Source organism: Pseudomonas sp. B6002 (assembly GCF_013385985.1).
Classification (GTDB): Bacteria; Pseudomonadota; Gammaproteobacteria; order Pseudomonadales; family Pseudomonadaceae; genus Aquipseudomonas.
The window spans coordinates 88,732-109,591 of the sequence record NZ_JACAOY010000025.1 but is presented as its reverse complement, the minus strand read 5'-3'; the positions used below and the strand labels follow the sequence as shown (position 1 = coordinate 109,591).

The window sequence follows — 20,860 nt, the reverse complement described above, 5'->3', positions numbered from 1 at the left end:
AAGGGGGGCCAGCTCAGCCGGCAATCGCCTCTGCCGCCATCGCCAGCCGCTGGATCGCGGTGCGGATTTCCTCCTGGTTGAGCGAAGCAAACCCCAGCCGCAAGGCATTTTCACGCTGGCCAAAGGGTGAAAACAGCCGACCGCTGCGCACCACCAAATCCAGCGCCAGCGCCTTTTCACACAGCCGGTCGACATTGATGGCGTCGGCAAACTTCACCCACAGCGCCAGCCCGCCTTCCGGCTCCTGCACGCTGATCTGCTCGCCAAACGCTTCCCGCAGGCCACTCAACAACACCTCCCGGCGCCGACGGTATTCCTTGGAAACCCGACGCAAGTGCTTCTTCAATTCCCCGTCGTTGATCAAGTCCGCCAGCATGCGCTGCATCACCGCATCCCCCTGCCCCAGGCTCACCGCCGCCGTGCGCTCCAGCACCTGGATCACATTCGACGGCGCCACGATATAGCTGCAGCGGAACGTGCTGCCGAGGGACTTGGACAGCGAACCAATGTAGATCACATGCCGCTGCGCGCTGTCGCTGGCCAGCGGCAAATAAGGCCGCCCGGCAAAGTGATATTCGTGGTCGTAGTCTTCCTCGACGATGCAGAAGTCATGCAGCCGCGCCAGTTCCAGCAACTGCTGGCGGCGCCCGGCGCGCAGGCTGACGGTGGTGGGGAATTGGTGATGGGGCGTGAGGTACATCATCCGCACGTCGTGCTGGCGGCACAGCGCATCGAGCTGATCGACCCGGCAGCCTTCGTCGTCCAAATCGACGGTGACCAACTGCGCGCCCAACTGGCGAAAAATCTCCCAGGCCGGTGGGTAGCTCAGGCGCTCCACCAGCACCACATCACCCGGCTTGAGCAACACGCTGGCCGTGAGGTACAGCGACATCTGCACGCCCTGGGTCAGGCAAATCTGCTCGGCGCCCACCGTGAGGCCACGGTTGTGCCGCAGCATTTCCGCCAGCGCCCGGCGCAGGTAGGCGCTGCTGCCCTCGCTGCCATGGCGCACGGTGTTGGTGGTGAAGCTGTGGCGCAGCGCATTGCGGTAATAACGGTGCAGCACCGCTTGCGGCAGCAACCGGTGGTCACTGGCGCCGTTATCGAAAAACAGCGCGCCCGGCCGGTGTTGCAGTGCGACGGCCTGTTCGCCCGGGGAGAAATAATCCGCCGCCGGCGAGTCGCGCAGCGCCAGGGCAAAGGGCTGGAGCGCGCTGGGCGCCGCCACCGCGCCGCTGGCCAGTTGCGTGCTCACAAAGGTGCCGCGCCGCTGGATGCTCACCAGCCAACCTTTGGTCACCGCCTCCTCGTAGGCCAGGATCACCGTCTTGCGGTTGACGTTGAGCAGTTGCGCCATCTCCCGCGTGCCGGGCAGCAACGTACCGGGGCGCAGGCGGCCTTCGGTGATCGCACTCACCAAGCCCTCGATGATCTTGCGGTACGACGCCTGGGGCTGCGCGCCATCGAGTTTGAGCAACGGGCGCCATTTGCGAAGCTGGACCATGTGAATTATCCAAAACTGGAGGTTCTTCTGGTCCTAGTCTACCGCAACAATCGAACCTCAATTGCCCCGAGGTGTTTATGCACAACCGCCATGTCGTTGAACTGTTGCCCTCGGGCAAATCCTTCGAAGCTGCCGACCACTTGCTGCTCGACGCCATGCTCGCCAGCGGCCTCGCCGTGCCCTTTTCCTGCCGTCGCGGCGCCTGCGGTTCGTGCAAGGTCAAGGTGGTGGCCGGCGAATACCGCGCCAAACAGCTCGCGCCCGACGCCCCCGCGCCCTCCTACCCCCTCGCGGCGGACGAGATGTTGCTGTGCCAGAGCCACGCCTGCAGCGACATGCGCCTGGAAATCCCCGGCTGGTCGCTGGACACGCCGACGCTGGAAACCACCGCACACGTCATCAGCAATCGCCCCTTGAGCGCCGATATCATCGAACTGGTATTACGCACCGACCAGCCTCTGGACGTGCGCCCCGGCCAGTACCTGCGGTTTCGCCTGGAGGATGGCGACAGCCGCTGTTTCTCCGTCGCCAACCTGCCCGCCCAGGACGAGGGCCAACTGGTGTTCCATATCCGCCAAGTGCGCGGCGGCCGATTCTCCGAAGGCATCCTGCCAAACCTGCACGCGGGCGCTAGGGTGAACCTCGAAGGCCCGGTGGGCGCCTGCACCTGGCAACACAAGGGTGAGCGCCCGGTGGTGCTGTTCGCCACCGGCACCGGGTATGCCGGCATCAAGCCATTGTTGCTGACCGCCCTGGAACGCGGGGCCGAGGTGACCTTGTACTGGGGCAACGCAGCGCCGGCGGATTTCTACGACGCTGAATTCCTCGACCGGGCCAGCCAGGCGCACCCACATTTTCGCTGGCATCGCGTGCTGTCCGTCGACGCCCGCGTGCAGCAGGTCGCCCTCACGCAGCCCCACGACTGGCCCGACAGCCAGATCTACGCCTGCGGCAACAGCGGCATGATCAGCCAGGTGCGCGAAACCTGCCTGGCGGCCGGCGCCCAGCCCCATCGGTTTGTCGCCGAAGCCTTCGTGCCCAGCGGCGCCTTGGCGCCCACCGCGTCACTCAACGCCCTGGACCCGGTGCTGGAAAAAGTCGGCCCGCGCTACTCGCTGGACGGCATGCTCGCCGCCCGCGAGCAAACCGTGCGGGCCCTGGCCGCCATCGCCGAGCAATTGAAGGTGGGCATGACCACCGCCCAAGCCCTCGACATGGCCAGCCACACCTTGCAGGCCATGGGCGCATCCCACACCTGGCACCCCACCTACATCCGTTTTGGCGACGACACCGTGCGCACACCCCGCCAAGGCATCGACCCGCAGCGCCAACTGCGCGCCACCGACATCGCCGTGGTCGACCTCGGCCCGGTGTGGGACGGCTACGAAGGCGACTACGGCGACACCTTCGTGTTCGGCGGGCACCCGTTGCATGAAGCCTGCGTCAAGGCCCTGCACCAAGTCTTCGATGAAACCCGCGACGCCTGGCACCAAGGGCTCACCGGCCGCCAGCTGTATGACTTCGCCGAAGACAGCGCCCGCGCCAAAGGCTGGCGCCTGGAGCGTAACCTGGCCGGCCACCGCATCGCCGACTTCCCCCACGCCCTGTTCAGTCAGGACAAACTCGCCGACGTCGAGATCGTGCCGAGCGACATGGTTTGGGTGCTGGAGATACAACTGTGCCACCCCACCCTGCCGATCGGCGCGTTCTTTGAAGACATCCTGATTGGCGAGCCCACCTACCAGCGCCCTAACGCCATGGCCCAATCCCACGCATAAACCGGCCCGATCCCGCGCGCCAACGTCCCGCCTTTCCGAGCATGCTGGCTCGCGACGCCTCAGCCCCGAGGCGTCGCAGCCCATTAAGACCGACCAAAAACAACAAAGAGGTTCTTATGCCCGTGCTCCCTCGCCCGTCCTCGCGCTTTGAGCGCCGCCCGCTGCGGGTACTGATGTGCGCATCCACCCTCGCGCTGTCGCTGGCCGCCAGCGCCACCCACGCCGACACCGCCAAACCCTACCCTCACGCACAAGAGCCAATTGGCGACGTGCAGGCCATCTACGACGGCCGCCTCAGCCCGGAACTGGCGATCACCACCTTCCGCAACACCGACCGCCTGTTCCCGGTGCGCACCATCAAGGCGGGCGGCCACCCGTTCCCGCTGCCGCGCAGCGCCAAACCCCTGGCCCCCGTGGCGTTCGAGTTCAAAGGCAAGCACTACAGCCTGGACGACTACGTGGCGACCAACCGCGTCACCGGCCTGCTGGTGCTCAAGGACGGCAAGATCGTCGACGAGCGCTACGCCCACGGCAACACCGCCGAGACCCGCTGGATGTCGATGTCGGTGGCCAAGTCCGTCACCTCCACCCTAGTGGGCGCTGCCCTGCAAGACGGCGCCATCAAAAGCCTGGACGACAAAGTCACCCATTACCTGCCCGCCCTGGCCGGCAGCGCCTACGACCAGGTCACCGTGCGGCAGATCCTGGCGATGCGCTCCGGGGTCAAGTGGAACGAAAAATACACCGACCCGTCCTCCGACGAACGCCACCTGATCCAGCTGCGCAGCGAACAAGTGCCCGGCTCCCTGCTCAAGTTTATGGCCACCCTCAGCACCGCCGCGCCACCCGGCACGCGCACCAACTACAGCACCGGCGAAACCCAAGTGCTGGGCCAACTGGTCAGCGCCGCCGTGGGCAAGCCGCTCACCCAATACCTCAGCGAAAAAATCTGGGGCCCCTACGGCATGCAGACCGACGCCAAATGGTGGCTCGACGGCGCCAACGGCAACGAAGTCGGCGGCAGCGGCATCAGCGCCACGCTTGAAGACTACGGCCGCTTCGGCCAATTCGTACTCAGCGGCGGCAAGGCTGGTGGCAAGCAAGTGTTGCCGGAAGGCTGGTTGAGCTTCGCCAGCGCGGTCACCGGTTCGGACGCTGCCTACGGCGACTTCGCCTCCATGTGGTGGCCCGGCTGGACCGACGCGTCCAAAGCCGACAAAGCCTTCACCGCCGCCGGCACCTTTGGCCAGTACGTCTACATCAACCCGACCAAAAACGTGGTGATCGTGGTGTGGCAGGCTCAGACCCAGCCGACTGGCGGCGAAGTGATCGATGACATGGTCGCGTTTGACGCCATCGCCAAGGTGCTGCCGTAACGAAAAAGGGGCGAGCCATGCTGACGCTGGCCCGCCCCCCCTCGATCACCGCCCCAACACCCCTTTTACAAAGTCCACAAAACTGCGCACCTTCGGCGTCACCTGCCGACCCGCCGTGAACAACAGGTTCATCGGCGACGCCGGCACCTGGTAGTCCGGCAACAGCGCCACCAGCGTGCCCTTGCGCAGCGCGTCGTTCACCAACTCCTGAGGCAACAACACCACGCCCAACCCGGCGACCGCCGCCGACAACAGCGGGTCGCCCTGATTAATCGTCAAACGGCTTGTAATCGGCACCTCCACCCGGCCTTCCGGCCCGTCGAACTGCAAGTGCGAGCGCCCATCCGAATAGGCAAACGCCAGGCACTCATGCTCCTGCAAATCCCACGGGCTGGTGATAGCGGGCCGTCGCGCCAAGTAAGCCGGCGCCGCACACAACAGCATCTGGTACGGTTTGAGGGGCAACGCGGTGAGGCCGCTGTCGCTCAACTCGCCGATGCGAAACACCACGTCGTAGCCGTCTTCCACCAGGTCGATCAACTCGTTGGACAAGGTCAGGTCCACCGACACCTGCGGATACTTGACCATGTACTCCAGCAAACGCGGGGCCAGGGTGCTCACGCCAAAGGTGACCGGCGCATTGATGCGCAGGCGACCGCTGGGCACGCCACGGGTGACGGCGGCCATTTCTTCGGCGGCGTCCATGTCCGCCAGAATCAGCTTGGCGCGCGGGTAAAACGTGCGGCCAAAGTCGGTCAGACTCTGCTTGCGCGTGGTGCGGTTGAGCAGCGACACACCCAAGTGTTGCTCCAGCAATTTGACCTGCTTGCCGATCAATTGCGGCGACAGGTTCAGCTCATCCGCCACCGCACTGAACGAGCCCAGCTCCACGGCTTTGACGAAGGTGGCCATCAAGGTAAGGCGGTCCATTGGAAACCCGTTGTTTCTAGTGTTGCGCCATCCTAGGCCTTTATCCCGTGCCGGCCCAAGCCTAAATTGAACGCCTTATTGCTCAACACCGAGGTTTACCCCCATGGCACGCATTGTCCGACTCCACGCCTACGGCGACGCCAGCGTCTTGAAACTCGAAGACATCGACGTCCCCGCCCCCGCTGCCGATGAAGTGCAAATCGACGTCAAAGCCTTCGGCCTCAACCGCGCCGAAGTGATGTTCCGCAACCACGCCTACCTGCAAGAAGCCGAATTCCCCAGCCGCCTGGGCTACGAAGCGGCGGGCGTGGTCGCCGCCGTCGGTGCCAATGTCACCGACCTTAAAGTGGGCGACGCCGTCAGCGTGATACCACCGCTCGACATCGCCCGCTGGGGCACCTACGGCGAAGTCGCCAACGTGCCCGCCCACCTCACCGTCAAACACCCGCACACCCTCAGCTTCGTCCAGGCCGCCGCCTCGTGGATGCAATACGTCACCGCCTGGGGCGCCCTGGTCGAACAAGCCAAACTCACCACCGGCGACGTCGTACTGGTGACCGCCGCCTCCAGCAGCGTCGGCCTCGCCGCCTTCCAGATCGCCCGCAGCGTCGGCGCCACCGCCATCGCCGTCACCCGCACCCGCGCCAAACAACAAGCCCTGCTCGACGCCGGCGCCCACCACGTCATCGTCAGCGACGAAGAAGACCTGGTGCAACGCGTGATGCAACTCACCGACGGCAAAGGCGCCCGCGTGGTGTTCGACCCCATCGGCGGGCCGGGCTTCGAAGCCCTCACCCAAAGCATGGCCCTGGGCGGGATCTTGCTGGAGTACGGCGCGTTGAGTGCCGAGCCGACGCCGTTTCCGTTGTTTACCGTGTTGGGGAAATGTTTGACGCTCAAGGGGTATTTGTACGCCGAGATCGTCGGTGACCCGGCTGCGTTGGAACGCGCTAAAGCGTTCATCTTGGATGGGCTGGCGTCGGGCGCGTTGGCGCCGGTGATTGCGAAGACGTTTGGGTTGGATGAGGTGCAGGACGCACATCGGTATTTGGAGGCGAACCAGCAGGTGGGCAAGGTGGTGGTGACGGTGTGAGGGCGATGTCCTAGGACATTTCCCAAAGCTGGGGAGTGGGTTGCCCGATTGCCTACGCCTGCGTCAGAATCCGCCGGCTTGTGCGCTGGGGTGGTGGAATCTATGGTTGCGCGGTCGCTGAATTTCTCGGTGATCGGGTTTAGTAGCCTGATGGTTCAATTACGTTGAGTGCACAAGCTTCATCAATCTGACATTCCCGTCGGTGCTTGATGGTGGCTGTGCGTAGGGCGCCTTCGGGCGCGCCGGCTTTGCGTAATTCCCCGGTCTACTAACCTGCGTACAGCTGCCACCCTTTCGTTTAGTAGCGCAGAGGTGTCGGCCTGACTTAGGAATTACGAATATGATAAAAGTCCCATCAAACTCATCCTCCCTCTTCACCGTCGTTGCCGACGCTAACAACGAAACTCTCCTTACCAACAGTTACGAAACCTTTACCTCTGTCAGCTCTCTGCTGCTTAACCTATCCGAAGATTTGACCGGCAAACACCGTGATATTGCACTCGCCATTCATCAACTGAGTGAGTTAGGCGTGCTGCTTACAGCCAAGCTTCTCGACCGAGCAGCGCCTTGTACTAGCTGATTACACGCCATCCAGATCGCGAAGTCGTCTGGTCGTGATTCGTAGCACGGAAAAAGTAGACGGACTGACTTAATCTCAATCCGTCCCTTTTTCTCTTTTTGCTCCAAAAAGAGGCGATGCGAAGCACAGAATTCAATTCCTTCTGGTGCAGAGAAACTGTACAATCCAGAAGAGGCCATTTGCCATTACAAGACTCGTTTGATTGATTGAATTTTGTTGAGCAGACGACATACTAGAAACCTTGCAATGACCCCCCCCAAAAAAAGTAATAATTCAAGTTATACATGGAGGTTTTTTTGGCGCACCTAACGGACATGGAGGAGCTAGTATCCTCTATTAAAAATGAAAATATTCGAGATTACATGAGGGAATCGCTCGCCTGCTACATGGCTGGCGCTTACCGAGCATCAGTAGTCCTGACATTTATTGCATTGTTCGACGATATCATTGAAAAACTTGGAGAGCTGGGAAAGGTAAACAAAAAGGCAAAAGTTATATTTGAAGCAGCCTCACAAAAACGCATAGACCAAGATGTTTTTGAAACATACTTAATTGATCAACTAAAATCAAACATGCTCTTCTCGACACTAGATGCCGAGTTCCTTGAAATACTTCGCAAACTTAGAAACAAAGCTGCCCACCCTTCAGGTCACCATGCATCGGCGGAGGAAGCACGTTTCGTCTACCACCAAGCCGTATCTAGATTTTTGTCCAGACCTATTTTGTCTACCACCCAGCTCGCCGATGAAATTCTGGCATCTCTTAGCAATGCCAACTTATTCCCCTCCATCAACATTGATATAATTACAAAAGTGGTAAAAAAAGAGCTCGAAAATATTCACTACGAAACGTACCCATATCTCATTCTTAAAATATTAGATAAAACCCAAGAGACCGATAACGGCACAGCAAGAAATTCTAGATTTTTTCTCGCGGGCATGGCCAGAGCGGGGGATCTTGAGGCTGCCTCAGCCCTAAAAAAATATGTAATTGAAAAAAAAATATCTAACACTGCATATAAAATGGCAATTTTTTCGCTGCTTTGCTCGAACGGAAAATTATTCTCTGATCTTGACGAGGTCACTTATCACAGATTCTCTGTTTTAGTTACAGAGCAGATTAAGAATGTAGAGCCTACAATCGAGCACACCAGCCATTTTCATCCTGCCGCTCTATTCGTTTCTCTCCTCGAGCAAAACCCTTTTGACTTCGTCATTGAGAAACTAGGCACACAATTTGATGCATTCCTTGAAAGATTTGCTTATAGCGCTTATTTTTGCTCCCACATATCAGAATCCGGCCCTGTAAAGCCTTTACTATTGAAAAAATATTATGAGCGAGCAGGCTCCAACGATTATCAAACAGCAAACAGCTTTATGAAAAACATTTCCGATATTGAGAAAACTTTGGCGGAAGTATTTTCCCCCGAAGAAGCGTTCAAATTAATCATGAATATAACTCATGCAGCTAATCGCGGCGCATTCTCTGCAATTGACATACGTAACGCTTCATTTGGCACAATCCAAAAATTCAAAAAACTTGCCACTCAATACTTAGACGAAAATACCGACAAAGCCAAGATTATTGCTTCCGATCTTCTATACGTAAGTGCAGAACATCTGGATCAATACCTAATTCACTTGCAGGAAGACAATCCACAACCAATTACCCCTCCCTAAAACACATATCAACACCGCAAAAGACTACGCCAGCACTAAGCGTAGTCTTCTCCAAAACTCCACGCCAACAATCGCCCTCCCGAACGACAAGTCCTACCTCCCCAACAACTCCCTAACCCTCCCCCCCAACACCTCCACCGCAAACGGCTTAGTCAACACCCCCATCCCCGCCCCCAGTTGCCCATACCCCATCACCGCATTCTCCGCGTACCCCGTAATAAACAACGTCTTCAACCCCGGCCGCAGCTCCATGCCCGCTTCCGCCATCTGCCGCCCATTCATCCCACCCGGCAACCCCACATCCGTCACCAGCAAATCAATATGCACATCCGACCTCAACAGTTTCAGCCCCGCCGCGCTGTCAGCCGCTTCGATCACGGTGTAGCCCAGTTCGCCCAGGACGTCGGCGAGCAGCATGCGTACGGTGGATTCGTCGTCGACCAGCAGCACGGTTTCGCCGTGCCGGGCGACTTCGAGGGCGGTTTGGCCGGGTTGCAGGTCGTCGCCCGGGGCGGCGCCATGGTGGCGTGGAAGGTAGAGGGACACGCAGGTGCCTTCGCCTTCGGTGGAGTGCAGGTGCACTTGGCCGCCGGATTGTTGGGCGAAGCCGTAGATCATGGACAGGCCCAGGCCGGTGCCTTGGCCGATGGGTTTGGTGGTGAAGAAGGGTTCGAACACGTGGGCCATCACGTCGGGGGACATGCCGGTGCCGGTGTCGGTGACGCTCAGGCGCAGGTACGGGCCGTCGGTGAGGTCGAGGGCGCGGGCGGCGTTGGCGTCGAGCCAGTGGTTGCCTGTTTCAAGCAGGATGCGGCCGCCTTCGGGCATGGCGTCGCGGGCGTTGATGCACAGGTTGAGCAGCGCGTTTTCCAGTTGGCTGACGTCGACGAAGGCGGTCCAGGCATCAGGGGCGCCGAGGGTTTCGATCTGGGTGCCGGGGCCGACGGTGCGTTGGATGAGTTCGGCCATGCCGTACATCAGGGTGTTGACGTTGGTGGCGCGCGGTTCCAGGGTTTGCCGGCGCGAGAAGGCCAGCAGGCGTTGGGTGAGCACGGCGGCGCGTTTGGTCGAGCCTTGGGCGGCGACCATGTATTTGTCCACATCGGCCAGGCGGCCCTGGGCGATGCGGCGGTTCATCAGTTCCAGCGCGCCGGAGATGCCGGCGAGCAGGTTGTTGAAGTCATGCGCCAGGCCGCCGGTGAGTTGGCCGACGGCTTCCATCTTTTGCGATTGGCGCAGTTTCTCTTCGGCCTGCATGAGCAGGGCGGTGCGTTCGGCCACGCGCTGTTCCAGGGTTTCGTTGAGGGCGCGCAGTTCGGCCTGGGCGTCGCGCAGGGCTTCGTCGGCGATGGTGCGTTCCAGCAGGTCGGCGGCTTGGCGGGCGAGGATGTCGAGCAGACGCAAGTCGCGGTCGGATGGCTGGTGCGGCGTGCTCCAGTGGGTGGAGATCATGCCGAGCAGGCGGCCATCGCGGGAGCGCAACGGCGTGGTCTGGGCCGAGCGGATGCCCGCACGGCGGAAGGCGGCCAGGTCTTCAGTGCCGGCGATCTCGGACCATTCTTCGAAGTCGGGGATGATGGCGCGCTGGCCCAACTGCAGGGCCATGGTGCAACTGCTGTAGGCCATGGGGCTCACCCATTGCCAGAACCCGACCGCTTCCGGTGGCAAGCCGCGCGAACACAAGAGCTGCAACTGGCCGCCATGGCCAGACGGGTGCCCCTCGGGGCACAGCAGCTGCATGGTGCCGAACTGCGAGCCGGTGATGGACACGGCGGCGTCGACGATCTTGCCGTAGAGGGCTTCGAGGTCTTGCTCGCCGATCAGGTCGAGGCTGATGCGGTGCAGGAATTCGATGTCCGACAGGGCGGTTTCCGAGTCGCGGGAGGCGGCGCTGGGAAAGGCGGCCGGGAAGGCGGTGCGTAGGGTTTTCATGGGGCTACCAAGGGAATGGCATTGAGCTATTAGCAGCGTATCAGCAAAGCTGTGACCACGCGCTATGGGCAGACGTTCGGTGGTGATCGCGGCAGAACGCGTGTGCAGGGCGACGTGCGCGTTTAGACTGACGCTTTTGCGCCAATCACTCAGGGAAGAAGCCGATGTCTACCGATCCGTTATGCCTGGTTTTCGTGCCTGCCCTTGTGGCCGTACTTGTGGCGGCCGAGGCAAAAAAGGGCGCGCCGCTGAACGAAACCGAGGTGTGTGAGGTCCGAGACGCAGCCACCTGTATTGCGCTGCCGTTCAGCGCCGCGCTGGCGATGGAAACCGAACGGGGTTATCCGGATATCGTCCCGGAAGACTGCTGGAACGAGTGGCAACGCGTGCGCCCTTCGCTTTCGTAACCCCGTTTTTTGCCCGCTACGAATGGAATCGACCCTTGTGTTCACATCGCTACGCCCGTTAAAAACCTTCGCCGGCCTTACGCTGCTGGCCACCCTCACCGCCTGCGGCGCTATCACCGATGTGCGCTCGTTCTCCACGCCCTACACCTCCCCCACCAGCGGCGAGACCGCGCGCCTGCGGGTCATGAGCGACGGCATGGTGCGGGGCGTGCCCAAGTCCGGCTGCATTGACTTCCGCCTGCCCGGCGCGGGTGTGATGGTGGCCAACCGCGACGGCTACGCCGACCGCAACGGCGAAACCCTGGGCATGGCGCCCGTCGCGCGCTACTCAAGTAACACGGTGATGACCGAACTGTTGGTACCGGCTGGGCAGCCCATCGCGTTTCATTACATCGGCGACCGTTGCTACAACATGTTCAGCTTCGTGCCGGAAGCGGGGATGGACTACGAACTGGACGCCGCCAACCGCTACAAATGCGGGGTGACGCTCAAGCGCATGTTGGTCGGCGAGATCAAAGGCTCCCTGGTGCCTTTGGGTGAAAGCAAGTTGTGCAATTGGGCTGATAATTTCTAAGGAAGGCTCACACGCCATGGATATCCACGAGATCCAGCAACGCCTGGCGCGCCCGGCCCTCAAGCTGATCGCGGGCGGCTTTCGCCCGGCGGGCACCGACGAAGAAAGCTGGCTGGGCAATGTCTTTCTGTTCCGCCCCGATGAAGGCATCCCCACCAACGGGGCGGGGGAGCCGTTGCTGCCCTATGCGCAGTTCTACTTGCCCGCCCTGCCCTTCAACAGCCCGGCGCTGGAAGGCGTACGGGTACTGACGCTGTTTATGTCAGACCCGTTTCCCGAGCATTTCGAGCCCATGGGCGATAACTGGGTGCTACGCGAATACGGGCCGGGCGAGGTACTGGTGCGCAAGACGCTGACGGCCGAGGGCACGTTTCTCAAGCCTTTCCCGTTAAAGGCCGAGGCGGTGCCGCAGGACTTTCCCCTGTGGGATGGCGGCGGCGTTCCCTCGGCGCTTGAGGACGAAATACTCAAGCTGGAACGCGCGGGGGTGATCCAGAGCTATTACGACCTGGTGACCCACACCTACGAACACAAGCTCGGCGGTTACCCGTCGTTCTGCCAGTCGGGAGTCGATCCCGGAGAGGGCTTTGAATTCGTGTTCCAGATCTCGTCAGACGCCAAGATCCAACTCAATGTGGTGGACAACGGCAGCCTGATGTTCTGGAAGCACACCGTGACCGGGGAATGGGCGTTTTACTACGATTTCTACTAACCCCCCTCCCCCTGTGGGAGCCGTCGAGCCCCAGCGAGGCCGCGAAGGCGGCGGCACAGCCAATAGAGAAGTCGCCTGCCCCACCGCCTTCGCAGCCTCGCTAAAGCTCGACAGCTCCCACAGGGGGCTGCGTAACGACGAAGATCCACTGTAGGCGCTGGCTTGCCAGCGATGGCGGTGGGTCAGCTACAACTTTGTTCACTGATGGATCGCTATCGCCGGCAAGCCGGCTCCTACAGTGAGTGCAGGTCAGCGGGTGTACTCGGTCAACTGTGGGAGCTGGCTTGCCTGCGAAAGCGGCGGCACAGTCAACAGTGATATCGCCTGAACCTGCGCCTTCGCAGCCTCGCTAAAGCTCGACAGCTCCTACACCAGACACTCTGTTACCCTGCTGCGCCTGCCCCTTTGCCAGAGCTTCCCATGGCCCTCTCAAAACGCGACATCACGCGCCTCGAACGCGAACTGGTCACAGCCCTCACCGACGCCTGCGACACCGCCAAAACCGAAATCCCCGGGTTTGAATGGCTGACCCACACCGTCAACCACGCCGACTTCCCCGCCAGCCTGCGCATCACCTGGGTCTTCGACACCCGCGCCAGCAAGGACCACGCCGTGGCCACAGGCCTGGACGCGCGCATCCACGAATTGACCGCCGCCGCCCTGCACAAAGCCCAGCTCCCACCCATGCCGCTGCAACGCTGCATCCAGCTGGACAGCGAAGAAGCCTGCCAAACCCAACACGGCGGCAATTGGCGTTTGCGCCTCACCCGCTCAGCCAACTAGAGCCCGGCGCCCAACTGCTGGATAATGCCCGCCCTGCTCCCTGCTCGTCGAAAAGGAAGTTCCGCCCCATGAAGTTGCCGTTTTCCGCCGCCCTGCTCGCTGCTGCCTTGCTGGTGCCAGCCGTGTCCCACGCCGACGATGCCGCGCTCACCGACACGCTCAAGGCGTTCACCCGTTGCGACGAGAGTTTCTTCAGCAGCCTGAACAGCCACCGCGATGCGTGGCAGGCCTATGCGCCGCTCAAGCAGGACAAGACCTTCAGCTGGATCGCGGTGCGGGATCGCACTAACCCCAAGGCCAATACAGTGCCGGTGAGTGCGCCGGCCATCGCGGGGTTGAAGCTGCTGTCGTACAACGATGAAGTCGCCGATCTCGGCCCGCTGGGCCTCTACTACTATTGGGGCTTCGTGGTGGACGGCGGTCTCGACGAGGTCGCCCAGCGCCTCGCGCCGCTGATGGAACAACGCGGCGCGCTGATTAAAACCGAGGGGCAATACAGCCGCAGCGAGCTGAAGGTGGGCAACGGCTGGCAGTCGATCAAACCCATGCCAGGCAAGGCGCCGGGGTTGCGCCATGTAGAGCGTGTGCTGATCGTAGAGCCAGAGAACACGCAAGGCACGCAAACGCGGGTGAGCTGTTCGGTACAGGGCGGCGTCAACGCCGGGATCCTGGCCGTGGTGCGCCCGGACATCGCGCCGGTGGACTACCCGCGCACCGTCGTCGAAACCTCCATCGGCGACGTGCCGGTGCCCGCCAACGTGCGCCAGCAACTGGACGTGCCGCTGTTGCAGCCCAGGTTCAAGACGTTGAGCTACAGCTACGTGTCGAAGGACGGCAGTGGCAAGGACAACCCGGTCAGGGTCACCTTCAATGCCGAGGGCGGCTTGCTGCGCAAGAACGAAGCCTACGGCGAGGCGTTCAATGTGGACCGCCTGATGCTCGCCGATCTGGTCCAGCTGAAATCAAAAATGAACGGCTTGGGCGCAGACCAGGTCATGCAAACCCAGTCGGCTGAATTGAAGGTGCCGAGCCGTTGGGCCCCCGGCCAAACACTGAGCGCTTACATGAAAATGGCCTATGTGCCCGTCAAGCCCACCGACAAACCGACCGACACGACCTTGACCTGCCAGGTAGGCGAGCGCTTCCCGGCAAGCCAAGTGTTTGCGTCGTTGACGGGCGATGCAATCCGGCTCACCTGCGAGCAGGGCGACTATAAGTCCACTCGTGCGTTCATCGAGGACCTGGGTGTCGCCCTGACGCTGGAGTCGGTGTCGAGCAAGGCGCGTATTGTGAATGAATTCACCGCATTCGACGTGGTGCGCTGACTAAAGCCCCAGCCCCTGCAACACCGTGTCGACCTGGCGCTCGAAGCCAGGTCGTTCGAACTTCACCAAGGCCATGCGCCACAGGCCTTGCAGATAGGTGAGGATCACCGTGGCGGTCACTTGCGAGTCCAACGAGGCCGGCAACAAGCCCTGGGCCTGATCCTCGCCCAGGCGCTCGGCCATGATGCCGCGCACCGCTTCCAGCCCTTGCTCGGCGCGCTCGCGCAGCTCCGGGTCTGACAACACCACGTCCGTCACCATCGCCGCCACCATGCACAGGGGCGATGGCATCTGTGCGCCTTCCAGGTCATCGAGGATCACGCGGAAAAATGCGCGGATGCCCTCGGCCGCCGTGGGCGCCGCCACCAGGGCTTCCAGGCGCCGCGCCACCACGTCGTCTTCGTAGCGCTGCACGCAGGCCAGGTAGAGCTGCTTCTTGCTCTTGAGCGAGTTGTAGAAGGAGCTTTCGCCGATGTCCATCACCTTGAGCAAGTCGCGCAGGCCGGTAGCCACGTAGCCACGCTGCCAGAACAGCACCTTGGCCTTCTCTACGGCTTGGTCGTAATCAAACGCTATTTTTCTTGCCATGGGGCACCTGCTGATTCTGTATCGGCCGATACAATATCATTGACGCGGGATTTCTGCTCGGGCTATTTTGTAGCGGTCGTTACAACCAATTCCCCTGGAGACAGAAATGCCCGCAACATACGATTTTTCCGCCCATCGCCCCCTGGTCTTGCCGCCTGCCACCGAGGCCGTCACGCCGTTTGAAGTGCACGTGCCCCAGGCCGCTCTCGAAGATTTACAGCTGCGCTTGCGCCTGGTGCGTTGGCCCGATCAGGAATTGGTGGAGGACTGGTCCCAAGGTGTGCCGCTGGAGGCGGCGAAGTCGCTGGTGGACTACTGGCTCAACGGTTATGACTGGCGCCGGTTTGAAGCGCGCTTGAACAGCTTCCCTCAGTTCCGTACGCGGATCGACGGCGTGGGCATCTACTTCATCCACGCCCGCTCGCCGCATCCGAATGCCACGCCGATCCTGCTGACCCACGGCTGGCCGGGCTCGGTGCTGGAGTTTCTGGAGGTGATCGAGCGCCTCACCGATCCGGTGGCCTTCGGCGGCACGGCCGAAGACGCGTTTGATGTGGTGGTGCCGGCGATTCCCGGCTACGGCTTTTCCGACAAACCCACCGAGCAGGGCTGGAACCCGGCGCGTATCGCCCGGGCCTGGGCGGTGCTGATGCGCGAGCGGTTGGGCTACCCACACTGGGTGGCCCAGGGCGGCGACTGGGGTGCGGCCATCACCACTGCGCTGGCCGGCCAGGCCCCCGAAGGCTTGAAGGCAGCGCACGTGAATTTGCCGATGGTGGTGCCGGCGCAGTTGCCCGCCCACCCCACCGAGGAAGAACGCCAGGCCCTGGAAGACATCGAGCGTTACGTCAGCGACAAGGCTGGCTACGCCAACCAGATGAACACGCGTCCGCAAACCATCGGCTATGCCCTGAACGATTCGCCGGTGGCCCTGGCCACGTGGATGTATGAAAAATTCTGGGAATGGACCGACAACAAGGGCCGCCCCGAAGACGCCCTCACCCGTGACCAGATGCTCGATGACATCTCGCTGTACTGGTTTACCGGCACGGGCACCTCAAGTGCTCGCCTGTACTGGGAAGGCGTGGGCGCGACCATTCGTGGCGCGGACTTTTTCTCGTCGGCCCGGGGTGGTGTGGAGCGCATCCAGGTGCCGATGGGTGCGAGCCTGTTCCCCGCCGAAACCTTCAAGCCGCCACGCGCCTGGGCAGAGGCGGCGTGGGCCAACCTGTTCTATTGGAATGCCGTGGACAAGGGCGGGCACTTTGCGGCCTTCGAACAACCGCAGGTGTTTGCCGAGGAACTGTGGAAGGCGTTCCGACCGTTTCGCGCCAGCGCCGGGTAATCGCGGCCATTGTGTTTTAGCCGTGGTTGCACTCAACTAAGCGCCCTCCCCTCTAGCGAGTATCGACAGTGGAACGTTATGAATCGCTGGTCATCGGTTTGGGCGCCATGGGTGCCGCCACGGTGTACCAATTGGCCAAGGCCGGCGTGAAGGTCGCCGGCATCGACCGTCATCACCCGCCGCACACGCTGGGTTCCAGCCACGGCGACACGCGGATCACGCGGTTGTCGGTGGGCGAAGGCGCGCCGTACGTGCCCATCGTGCGTAACTCGCACCGTATCTGGCGGGAGCTGGAGGCGGTGTCGGGGGAGGCGTTGTTCGAGCAGACGGGGTTGTTGGTGCTCACGTCCAGCGAGGATTTCGACCCCAGCGACACTACCGATTTCACCCTGCGCACCATCGCTTTGGCGCAAACCTACGGCATCGAACACGAGGTGCTGAATGCCACACAGATTCGCCAGCGCTTCCCGCAATTTGCCACGGTGGCCGACGATGCCATCGGCTACTACGAGCCCGGTGGCGGGTTTGTGCGGCCGGAGCGTTGCATCGATGTGCAGCTCAAATTGGCCGAGCAGCACGGCGCCACGCTGTACAAGGGCGAGACCGTGACCCACATCCGCTCGGATGAACACGGTGTGACGGTGACCACCGACAGGCGCACGTTACAGGCGGACAAGCTGGTGGTGAGTGCGGGCAACTGGGCAGGTGGGTTGTTGGGCGCGCCGTTTGATCAATTGCTCAAGGTGTACCGGCAGCAGCTGTTCTGGTTCGAACTGGAACCGGGCGCCGACCTGGTGGGGAAATCGCCCACCTACATCCTCACCCACGGCCGGGGCGACAGTCAGAACCACTACGGCTTCCCCGCGCTGCCCGGCGAAGGCAGCCTGAAGGTGGCCACGGCGCAGTATCACACCCACGCCACGCCGGAAACGCTGGACCGCACGGTATCCCCGGCGCAGGAACGGGAAATGTTTGAGAGCCAAGTGCAGGGCCGTATTGCCGGGCTGACGGGCAAGGTGGTGAAGTCGGCCGTGTGCGCCTACACGGTGACGCCGGATCATCACTTCATCATCGACCAACACCCGACGTTGCAGCACACCTTGGTGGTGTCGCCTTGTTCGGGGCATGGGTTCAAACATTCGGCGGCGCTGGGTGAAGCGTTTGCCCAGTGGTGCATGCACGGCAAGAGCGAGCTGGATTTGTCCTCGTTCTCCCTGGCCCGCTTCAACGCTCCCTGACCCACGCAGGAATTGGCGTAAAACCAACCTCGTAGGAGCCGGCTTGCCGGCGATGGCGGCGGGTCATTTAATGATGGGCCAGCTGATGTACCGCTATCGCTGGCAAGCCAGCTCCTACACAAGAACTTGCGTCAAACCAACCTTGTAGGAGCCGGCTTGCCGGCGATGGCGGCGGGTCATTTAATGATGGGCCAGCTGATGTACCGCTATCGCTGGCAAGCCAGCTCCTACACGGAAATCTGCGCAAAACCCACCTTGCCGGCGATGGCGATCATTGCAATTAAAAGCTGTGGATCAGGGTGCTGAAGAGGTCGTTCCTGGGCATTTTGCTTAGCGGGATCTCGGCGTTTTCGAACCATTCCTGGCTGGCCTCGGGGTGCGGGCCGCTGAGCACCACCACGCCCTTTTCAAAGGTATACCGCGCCGCCGCGACGTCGCCGTTGCGGTAGGTCGCGAGGGTCGTATAGCGCCCGGCCTTGGGCATGTAAGGGCCGTCCTGAAAAAACACCTGATCCGCCTTGCCGCCCCACGTGACCTGCACGGCGGCGTCGACAATACCGGGCACTTCGAAACCGGGACGCCCGGCTTCGCCGTCGAGGTCTTGGGGGATCAGCCCGAGGTTGGTGTCATCCGCCAGGTAGGCGCCCATGCACAACCCCAGGTAGCGACCGCCGTTGGCGACGTAATCACGGATGGCCTCGCTGCGCGCTTCCCCCAGGCTGCGCAGGGCGCCGGGGATGTCCTGGCCGCCGCCCGGCTGCACATAGAGGTCGTAACGCACCAGGGTTTGCGGCGTGATATCGACGGGCTCATCCGCCCCCACAAAATCGATGTGGACGTCAGGATTGACCCGTCGCAGAGCCTTCGCCACGTTCTCGGAACAGTCGTCACACCCCGCCGCTCCCCGATAGATGGCGACACGGGTGATGGACGCCGCGGCCTCGGCCGGTGACGGCAGCAACAGGGCAAATGCAAACAACGGCGCGACGATGGCTCGCAGGTTCATGGCAATAGGCTCCAGGGCGGACAGCCCAAAGCCTATAGCGATTGCGTCGTCTAATCCGTTAACAGTTGTAAGCAACCCCGCCCAGCGTCACCGGGCGAACGCGTATTCACCGCCCTGCTCTACCGCCTTGCGATACGCCGGCCGCGCCTGGAAGCGTTGCACCCACGCCGCCAGGTTCGGGTACATCGGCAACTTGCCCTGGGCCTTGGCGACTTCGCCGATAAAACTCATCTGGATATCCGCCCCACTTAACTCATCGCCCAGCAGGTACGGGGTTTTTCCGAGCGCTTCGTTCAGATAGCCCAGGTAATTTGCCACTTCCGATTCAATACGCGGGTGCAGCGGCGCGCCCGCTTCGCCCAGCCGGCCGACATAGAGGTTGAGCATCAGCGGCAACATCGCCGAGCCTTCGGCGAAGTGCAGCCATTGCACGTACTGGTCATAGGCGGCGGTAGCCGGGTCCGGCTGCAGGCGGCCCTGGCCGTGGCGGCGGATCAGGTAGTCGATGATCGCGGCGGACTCGATCAGCTTCAGGTCGCCGTCTTCGATCACCGGAGATTTACCCAGGGCATTGATGGCCTTGAGTTCCGGGGGTGCGAGGTTGGTTTTCGGGTCGCGCTGGTAGCGCTTGATCTCATAGGGCAGGCCGAGTTCTTCGAGCAGCCACAGGATGCGCTGCGAGCGCGAGTTGTTGAGGTGGTGAACAATGATCATGACGTGCTCCGAAGGGCCAGTGGGGTCTTGGCAAGAGACTACGCCAGCAGCCGAGAGTGCCGGCAAATAAATTTCTAGGCGATACGCGCCATGGTTAGGATAGGCATCGATCTACAAGGAGCCCGCCATGGACCTGAAATTCAGCCACGTCGACATACTCGTCGAACACCTCGAAGACGCCTGCGCCTATTACGCGCGCATCCTCAAAGCGCGTATTTCCAAGACCTTCGTCTGGGAACGCGGCGGTTTGCACGTGCGCTATGCCGTGGTGCTGATGGGCCAGGAGCGCTTCATGCTGGTCCAGCCGATTGCCGGCAACTTGCGCGAGCTGTTGGACGCCCACGGCGAAGGGATGATTTACCGCCACTGCTACACCACGCCGGACGTCGAAGTCGCCTACGACGAACTGGTCGCCGCCGGTGTGCAGCCCGAAAATGAAAACGGCGTGCCCCTGGCCCGCGAGAACCTGCAGTCGCCCTCCGGTGGCCGCATCATCTGGCTGCCCAAACGCTTCGGGCATTTCTCCATGGAGATCCTCGAAGAAGCCACGCTGGAAGCCTTCATCAAGGACGCGTTTGACTGATGGACGCCCATGCCGCCTGCGCCAGCAACGGCGCATGGTCAATCGGGCTGTTCTTGACCCGCCCGGACAACCACGCCCGGGCGTAACTCTCCGCCGCACCGATGATCAGCGACAACAACAGCTCGGGCGGAATATGGCTGAACGCTTCACGGCGCTCAGCCTCGCTCATCCACTCGGTCAACTGCCGGTTGCGCTGTTTGTTGCGAGTGAGCAGTTCGTCCTTGTGCGGGCCGTTGGCCACGGCGAATCGGCTCTGGAACACAAAGCGCGCCCATTCGGGTTGCGCGTCGACCCATTCCACATAACTGCGCACCAGCGCTTCCACACCCGCCTGGGCGGTTTGCGCCTGCTCTAGATGGTGAGCGCGCAAGGCCGCTTGATCTTCCAGCGCGGCAAAAAACAGAGCGGCGACGATGCCTTCCTTGTTGCCGAAATGATGGTAGATCGCGCCCACGCTGGTCTCGCAGCGGGCGCGAATGGTATCGATGGTCGTCGCTTCAATACCCACGTCGTTAAAGCAGGCCAGGGCCTCGCGCAGGATGCTGCGTTTGAGGTCGCTGCGCCGGCCCGGAAAGGTGCGCTCGAACAGATCAGGTGCGTGCATGAAGTGGCCCGGCAAATGTACGGAGTCTAAAGCGACAGTGGCCCAGAGAGAAGGCATGGCCTTGACACCTCTGGAATTTACAGAATATTGTTCCGTCACAGAATATTAT

General features: G+C 61.7%; 20 protein-coding genes. 13 read left to right on the top strand and 7 right to left on the bottom strand.

All coding sequences use genetic code 11. The annotated features are described in order from the left end of the window. Positions 1–13 precede the first annotated feature (13 nt). Positions 14–1,504, bottom strand: coding sequence for a PLP-dependent aminotransferase family protein (locus HX792_RS25565; protein ID WP_176998693.1), 1,491 nt, complete (start codon positions 1,502–1,504; stop codon positions 14–16). 77 nt (positions 1,505–1,581) lie between these two features. On the opposite strand from HX792_RS25565, the gene HX792_RS25560 reads away from it, so the two are divergent. Next, a complete protein-coding gene (locus tag HX792_RS25560) occupies positions 1,582–3,282 on the top strand; it encodes a M24 family metallopeptidase (protein WP_176998692.1) in 1,701 nt (566 codons plus the stop codon). Between the two features lie 116 nt (positions 3,283–3,398). Next, positions 3,399–4,658: a serine hydrolase gene (locus HX792_RS25555; protein ID WP_176998691.1), complete on the top strand. Its 1,260-nt coding sequence runs from the start codon at positions 3,399–3,401 to the stop codon at positions 4,656–4,658. A gap of 45 nt (positions 4,659–4,703) precedes the next feature. Here HX792_RS25555 and HX792_RS25550 read toward each other — a convergent pair whose 3' ends face one another. Further along, on the bottom strand, positions 4,704–5,588 hold the full coding sequence (locus tag HX792_RS25550) for a LysR family transcriptional regulator (RefSeq protein ID WP_176998690.1): 885 nt from the start codon (positions 5,586–5,588) through the stop codon (positions 4,704–4,706). A 103-nt stretch (positions 5,589–5,691) separates the two neighbouring features. Between HX792_RS25550 and HX792_RS25545 the strand changes: the two genes are divergently transcribed. The 3 genes from HX792_RS25545 (at position 5,692) to HX792_RS25540 (ending at position 8,940) form a co-directional block, all read left to right on the top strand. Next, positions 5,692–6,681, top strand: a complete 990-nt coding sequence (locus HX792_RS25545; RefSeq protein ID WP_176998689.1) for a zinc-dependent alcohol dehydrogenase family protein — start codon at positions 5,692–5,694, stop codon at positions 6,679–6,681. Positions 6,682–7,021: 340 nt separating this feature from the next. After that, the gene (locus HX792_RS30440; RefSeq protein WP_256349904.1) at positions 7,022–7,261 is read left to right on the top strand and encodes a DUF6124 family protein; all 240 of its coding nucleotides are present in this window, start codon (positions 7,022–7,024) and stop codon (positions 7,259–7,261) included. Positions 7,262–7,557: 296 nt separating this feature from the next. Next, entirely contained in the window at positions 7,558–8,940 is a 1,383-nt protein-coding gene (locus HX792_RS25540) for a hypothetical protein (protein ID WP_176998688.1), read from the top strand. A 93-nt stretch (positions 8,941–9,033) separates the two neighbouring features. Here HX792_RS25540 and HX792_RS25535 read toward each other — a convergent pair whose 3' ends face one another. Further along, the gene (locus tag HX792_RS25535) at positions 9,034–10,872 is read right to left on the bottom strand and encodes an ATP-binding protein (protein ID WP_176998687.1); all 1,839 of its coding nucleotides are present in this window, start codon (positions 10,870–10,872) and stop codon (positions 9,034–9,036) included. Positions 10,873–11,036: 164 nt separating this feature from the next. Between HX792_RS25535 and HX792_RS25530 the strand changes: the two genes are divergently transcribed. From HX792_RS25530 to HX792_RS25510, 5 genes are all read left to right on the top strand, one after another. Beyond that, positions 11,037–11,279, top strand: coding sequence for a hypothetical protein (locus HX792_RS25530; protein ID WP_176998686.1), 243 nt, complete (start codon positions 11,037–11,039; stop codon positions 11,277–11,279). 37 nt (positions 11,280–11,316) lie between these two features. After that, positions 11,317–11,853 (top strand): hypothetical protein, encoded by a 537-nt coding sequence (locus HX792_RS25525; protein ID WP_371319382.1) that lies wholly within the window; start codon positions 11,317–11,319, stop codon positions 11,851–11,853. Positions 11,854–11,869: 16 nt separating this feature from the next. Further along, the gene (locus HX792_RS25520; protein WP_176998685.1) at positions 11,870–12,565 is read left to right on the top strand and encodes a DUF1963 domain-containing protein; all 696 of its coding nucleotides are present in this window, start codon (positions 11,870–11,872) and stop codon (positions 12,563–12,565) included. A gap of 420 nt (positions 12,566–12,985) precedes the next feature. Next, positions 12,986–13,348 carry a hypothetical protein gene (locus HX792_RS25515; RefSeq protein ID WP_176998684.1) on the top strand — a complete coding sequence of 121 codons (363 nt, stop codon included), beginning with the start codon at positions 12,986–12,988 and terminating at the stop codon, positions 13,346–13,348. Positions 13,349–13,416: 68 nt separating this feature from the next. After that, a complete protein-coding gene (locus HX792_RS25510) occupies positions 13,417–14,673 on the top strand; it encodes a hypothetical protein (protein ID WP_176998683.1) in 1,257 nt (418 codons plus the stop codon). Here the strand turns inward: HX792_RS25510 and HX792_RS25505 are convergent, their stop codons facing one another. Next, positions 14,674–15,261, bottom strand: a complete 588-nt coding sequence (locus tag HX792_RS25505; protein ID WP_176998682.1) for a TetR/AcrR family transcriptional regulator — start codon at positions 15,259–15,261, stop codon at positions 14,674–14,676. A gap of 106 nt (positions 15,262–15,367) precedes the next feature. Here HX792_RS25505 and HX792_RS25500 point away from each other — a divergent pair, with 106 nt between their 5' ends. Then, entirely contained in the window at positions 15,368–16,606 is a 1,239-nt protein-coding gene (locus tag HX792_RS25500; protein WP_176998681.1) for an epoxide hydrolase family protein, read from the top strand. Positions 16,607–16,674: 68 nt separating this feature from the next. After that, positions 16,675–17,844, top strand: coding sequence for an N-methyl-L-tryptophan oxidase (gene solA / locus HX792_RS25495; RefSeq protein WP_176998680.1), 1,170 nt, complete (start codon positions 16,675–16,677; stop codon positions 17,842–17,844). A gap of 280 nt (positions 17,845–18,124) precedes the next feature. Here solA and HX792_RS25490 read toward each other — a convergent pair whose 3' ends face one another. Together HX792_RS25490 and HX792_RS25485 are read right to left on the bottom strand one after the other, a co-directional pair. Continuing rightward, on the bottom strand, positions 18,125–18,850 hold the full coding sequence (locus tag HX792_RS25490; RefSeq protein WP_176998679.1) for a BPL-N domain-containing protein: 726 nt from the start codon (positions 18,848–18,850) through the stop codon (positions 18,125–18,127). An 87-nt stretch (positions 18,851–18,937) separates the two neighbouring features. Beyond that, positions 18,938–19,564 (bottom strand): glutathione S-transferase family protein, encoded by a 627-nt coding sequence (locus HX792_RS25485; RefSeq protein WP_176998678.1) that lies wholly within the window; start codon positions 19,562–19,564, stop codon positions 18,938–18,940. 127 nt (positions 19,565–19,691) lie between these two features. Here HX792_RS25485 and HX792_RS25480 point away from each other — a divergent pair, with 127 nt between their 5' ends. Then, positions 19,692–20,147, top strand: coding sequence for a VOC family protein (locus HX792_RS25480; RefSeq protein ID WP_176998677.1), 456 nt, complete (start codon positions 19,692–19,694; stop codon positions 20,145–20,147). Here HX792_RS25480 and HX792_RS25475 read toward each other — a convergent pair. After that, positions 20,128–20,751 (bottom strand): TetR/AcrR family transcriptional regulator, encoded by a 624-nt coding sequence (locus HX792_RS25475; protein ID WP_176998676.1) that lies wholly within the window; start codon positions 20,749–20,751, stop codon positions 20,128–20,130. The genes HX792_RS25480 and HX792_RS25475 overlap by 20 nt on opposite strands. Positions 20,752–20,860: the final 109 nt, after the last annotated feature.

What these genes read in the sequence shown, in the direction of transcription:
- HX792_RS25565 (WP_176998693.1), bottom strand. Translation starts at nt 1,504, where the DNA reads ATGGTCCAGCTTCGCAAATGGCGCCCGTTGCTCAAACTCGATGGCGCG.
- HX792_RS25475 (WP_176998676.1), bottom strand. Translation starts at nt 20,751, where the DNA reads ATGCACGCACCTGATCTGTTCGAGCGCACCTTTCCGGGCCGGCGCAGC.
- HX792_RS25550 (WP_176998690.1), bottom strand. Translation starts at nt 5,588, where the DNA reads ATGGACCGCCTTACCTTGATGGCCACCTTCGTCAAAGCCGTGGAGCTG.
- HX792_RS25560 (WP_176998692.1), top strand. Translation starts at nt 1,582, where the DNA reads ATGCACAACCGCCATGTCGTTGAACTGTTGCCCTCGGGCAAATCCTTC.
- HX792_RS30440 (WP_256349904.1), top strand. Translation starts at nt 7,022, where the DNA reads ATGATAAAAGTCCCATCAAACTCATCCTCCCTCTTCACCGTCGTTGCC.
- HX792_RS25490 (WP_176998679.1), bottom strand. Translation starts at nt 18,850, where the DNA reads ATGAACCTGCGAGCCATCGTCGCGCCGTTGTTTGCATTTGCCCTGTTG.
- HX792_RS25520 (WP_176998685.1), top strand. Translation starts at nt 11,870, where the DNA reads ATGGATATCCACGAGATCCAGCAACGCCTGGCGCGCCCGGCCCTCAAG.
- HX792_RS25485 (WP_176998678.1), bottom strand. Translation starts at nt 19,564, where the DNA reads ATGATCATTGTTCACCACCTCAACAACTCGCGCTCGCAGCGCATCCTG.
- HX792_RS25500 (WP_176998681.1), top strand. Translation starts at nt 15,368, where the DNA reads ATGCCCGCAACATACGATTTTTCCGCCCATCGCCCCCTGGTCTTGCCG.
- HX792_RS25515 (WP_176998684.1), top strand. Translation starts at nt 12,986, where the DNA reads ATGGCCCTCTCAAAACGCGACATCACGCGCCTCGAACGCGAACTGGTC.
- HX792_RS25505 (WP_176998682.1), bottom strand. Translation starts at nt 15,261, where the DNA reads ATGGCAAGAAAAATAGCGTTTGATTACGACCAAGCCGTAGAGAAGGCC.
- HX792_RS25480 (WP_176998677.1), top strand. Translation starts at nt 19,692, where the DNA reads ATGGACCTGAAATTCAGCCACGTCGACATACTCGTCGAACACCTCGAA.
- HX792_RS25545 (WP_176998689.1), top strand. Translation starts at nt 5,692, where the DNA reads ATGGCACGCATTGTCCGACTCCACGCCTACGGCGACGCCAGCGTCTTG.
- HX792_RS25510 (WP_176998683.1), top strand. Translation starts at nt 13,417, where the DNA reads ATGAAGTTGCCGTTTTCCGCCGCCCTGCTCGCTGCTGCCTTGCTGGTG.
- HX792_RS25530 (WP_176998686.1), top strand. Translation starts at nt 11,037, where the DNA reads ATGTCTACCGATCCGTTATGCCTGGTTTTCGTGCCTGCCCTTGTGGCC.
- HX792_RS25535 (WP_176998687.1), bottom strand. Translation starts at nt 10,872, where the DNA reads ATGAAAACCCTACGCACCGCCTTCCCGGCCGCCTTTCCCAGCGCCGCC.
- HX792_RS25555 (WP_176998691.1), top strand. Translation starts at nt 3,399, where the DNA reads ATGCCCGTGCTCCCTCGCCCGTCCTCGCGCTTTGAGCGCCGCCCGCTG.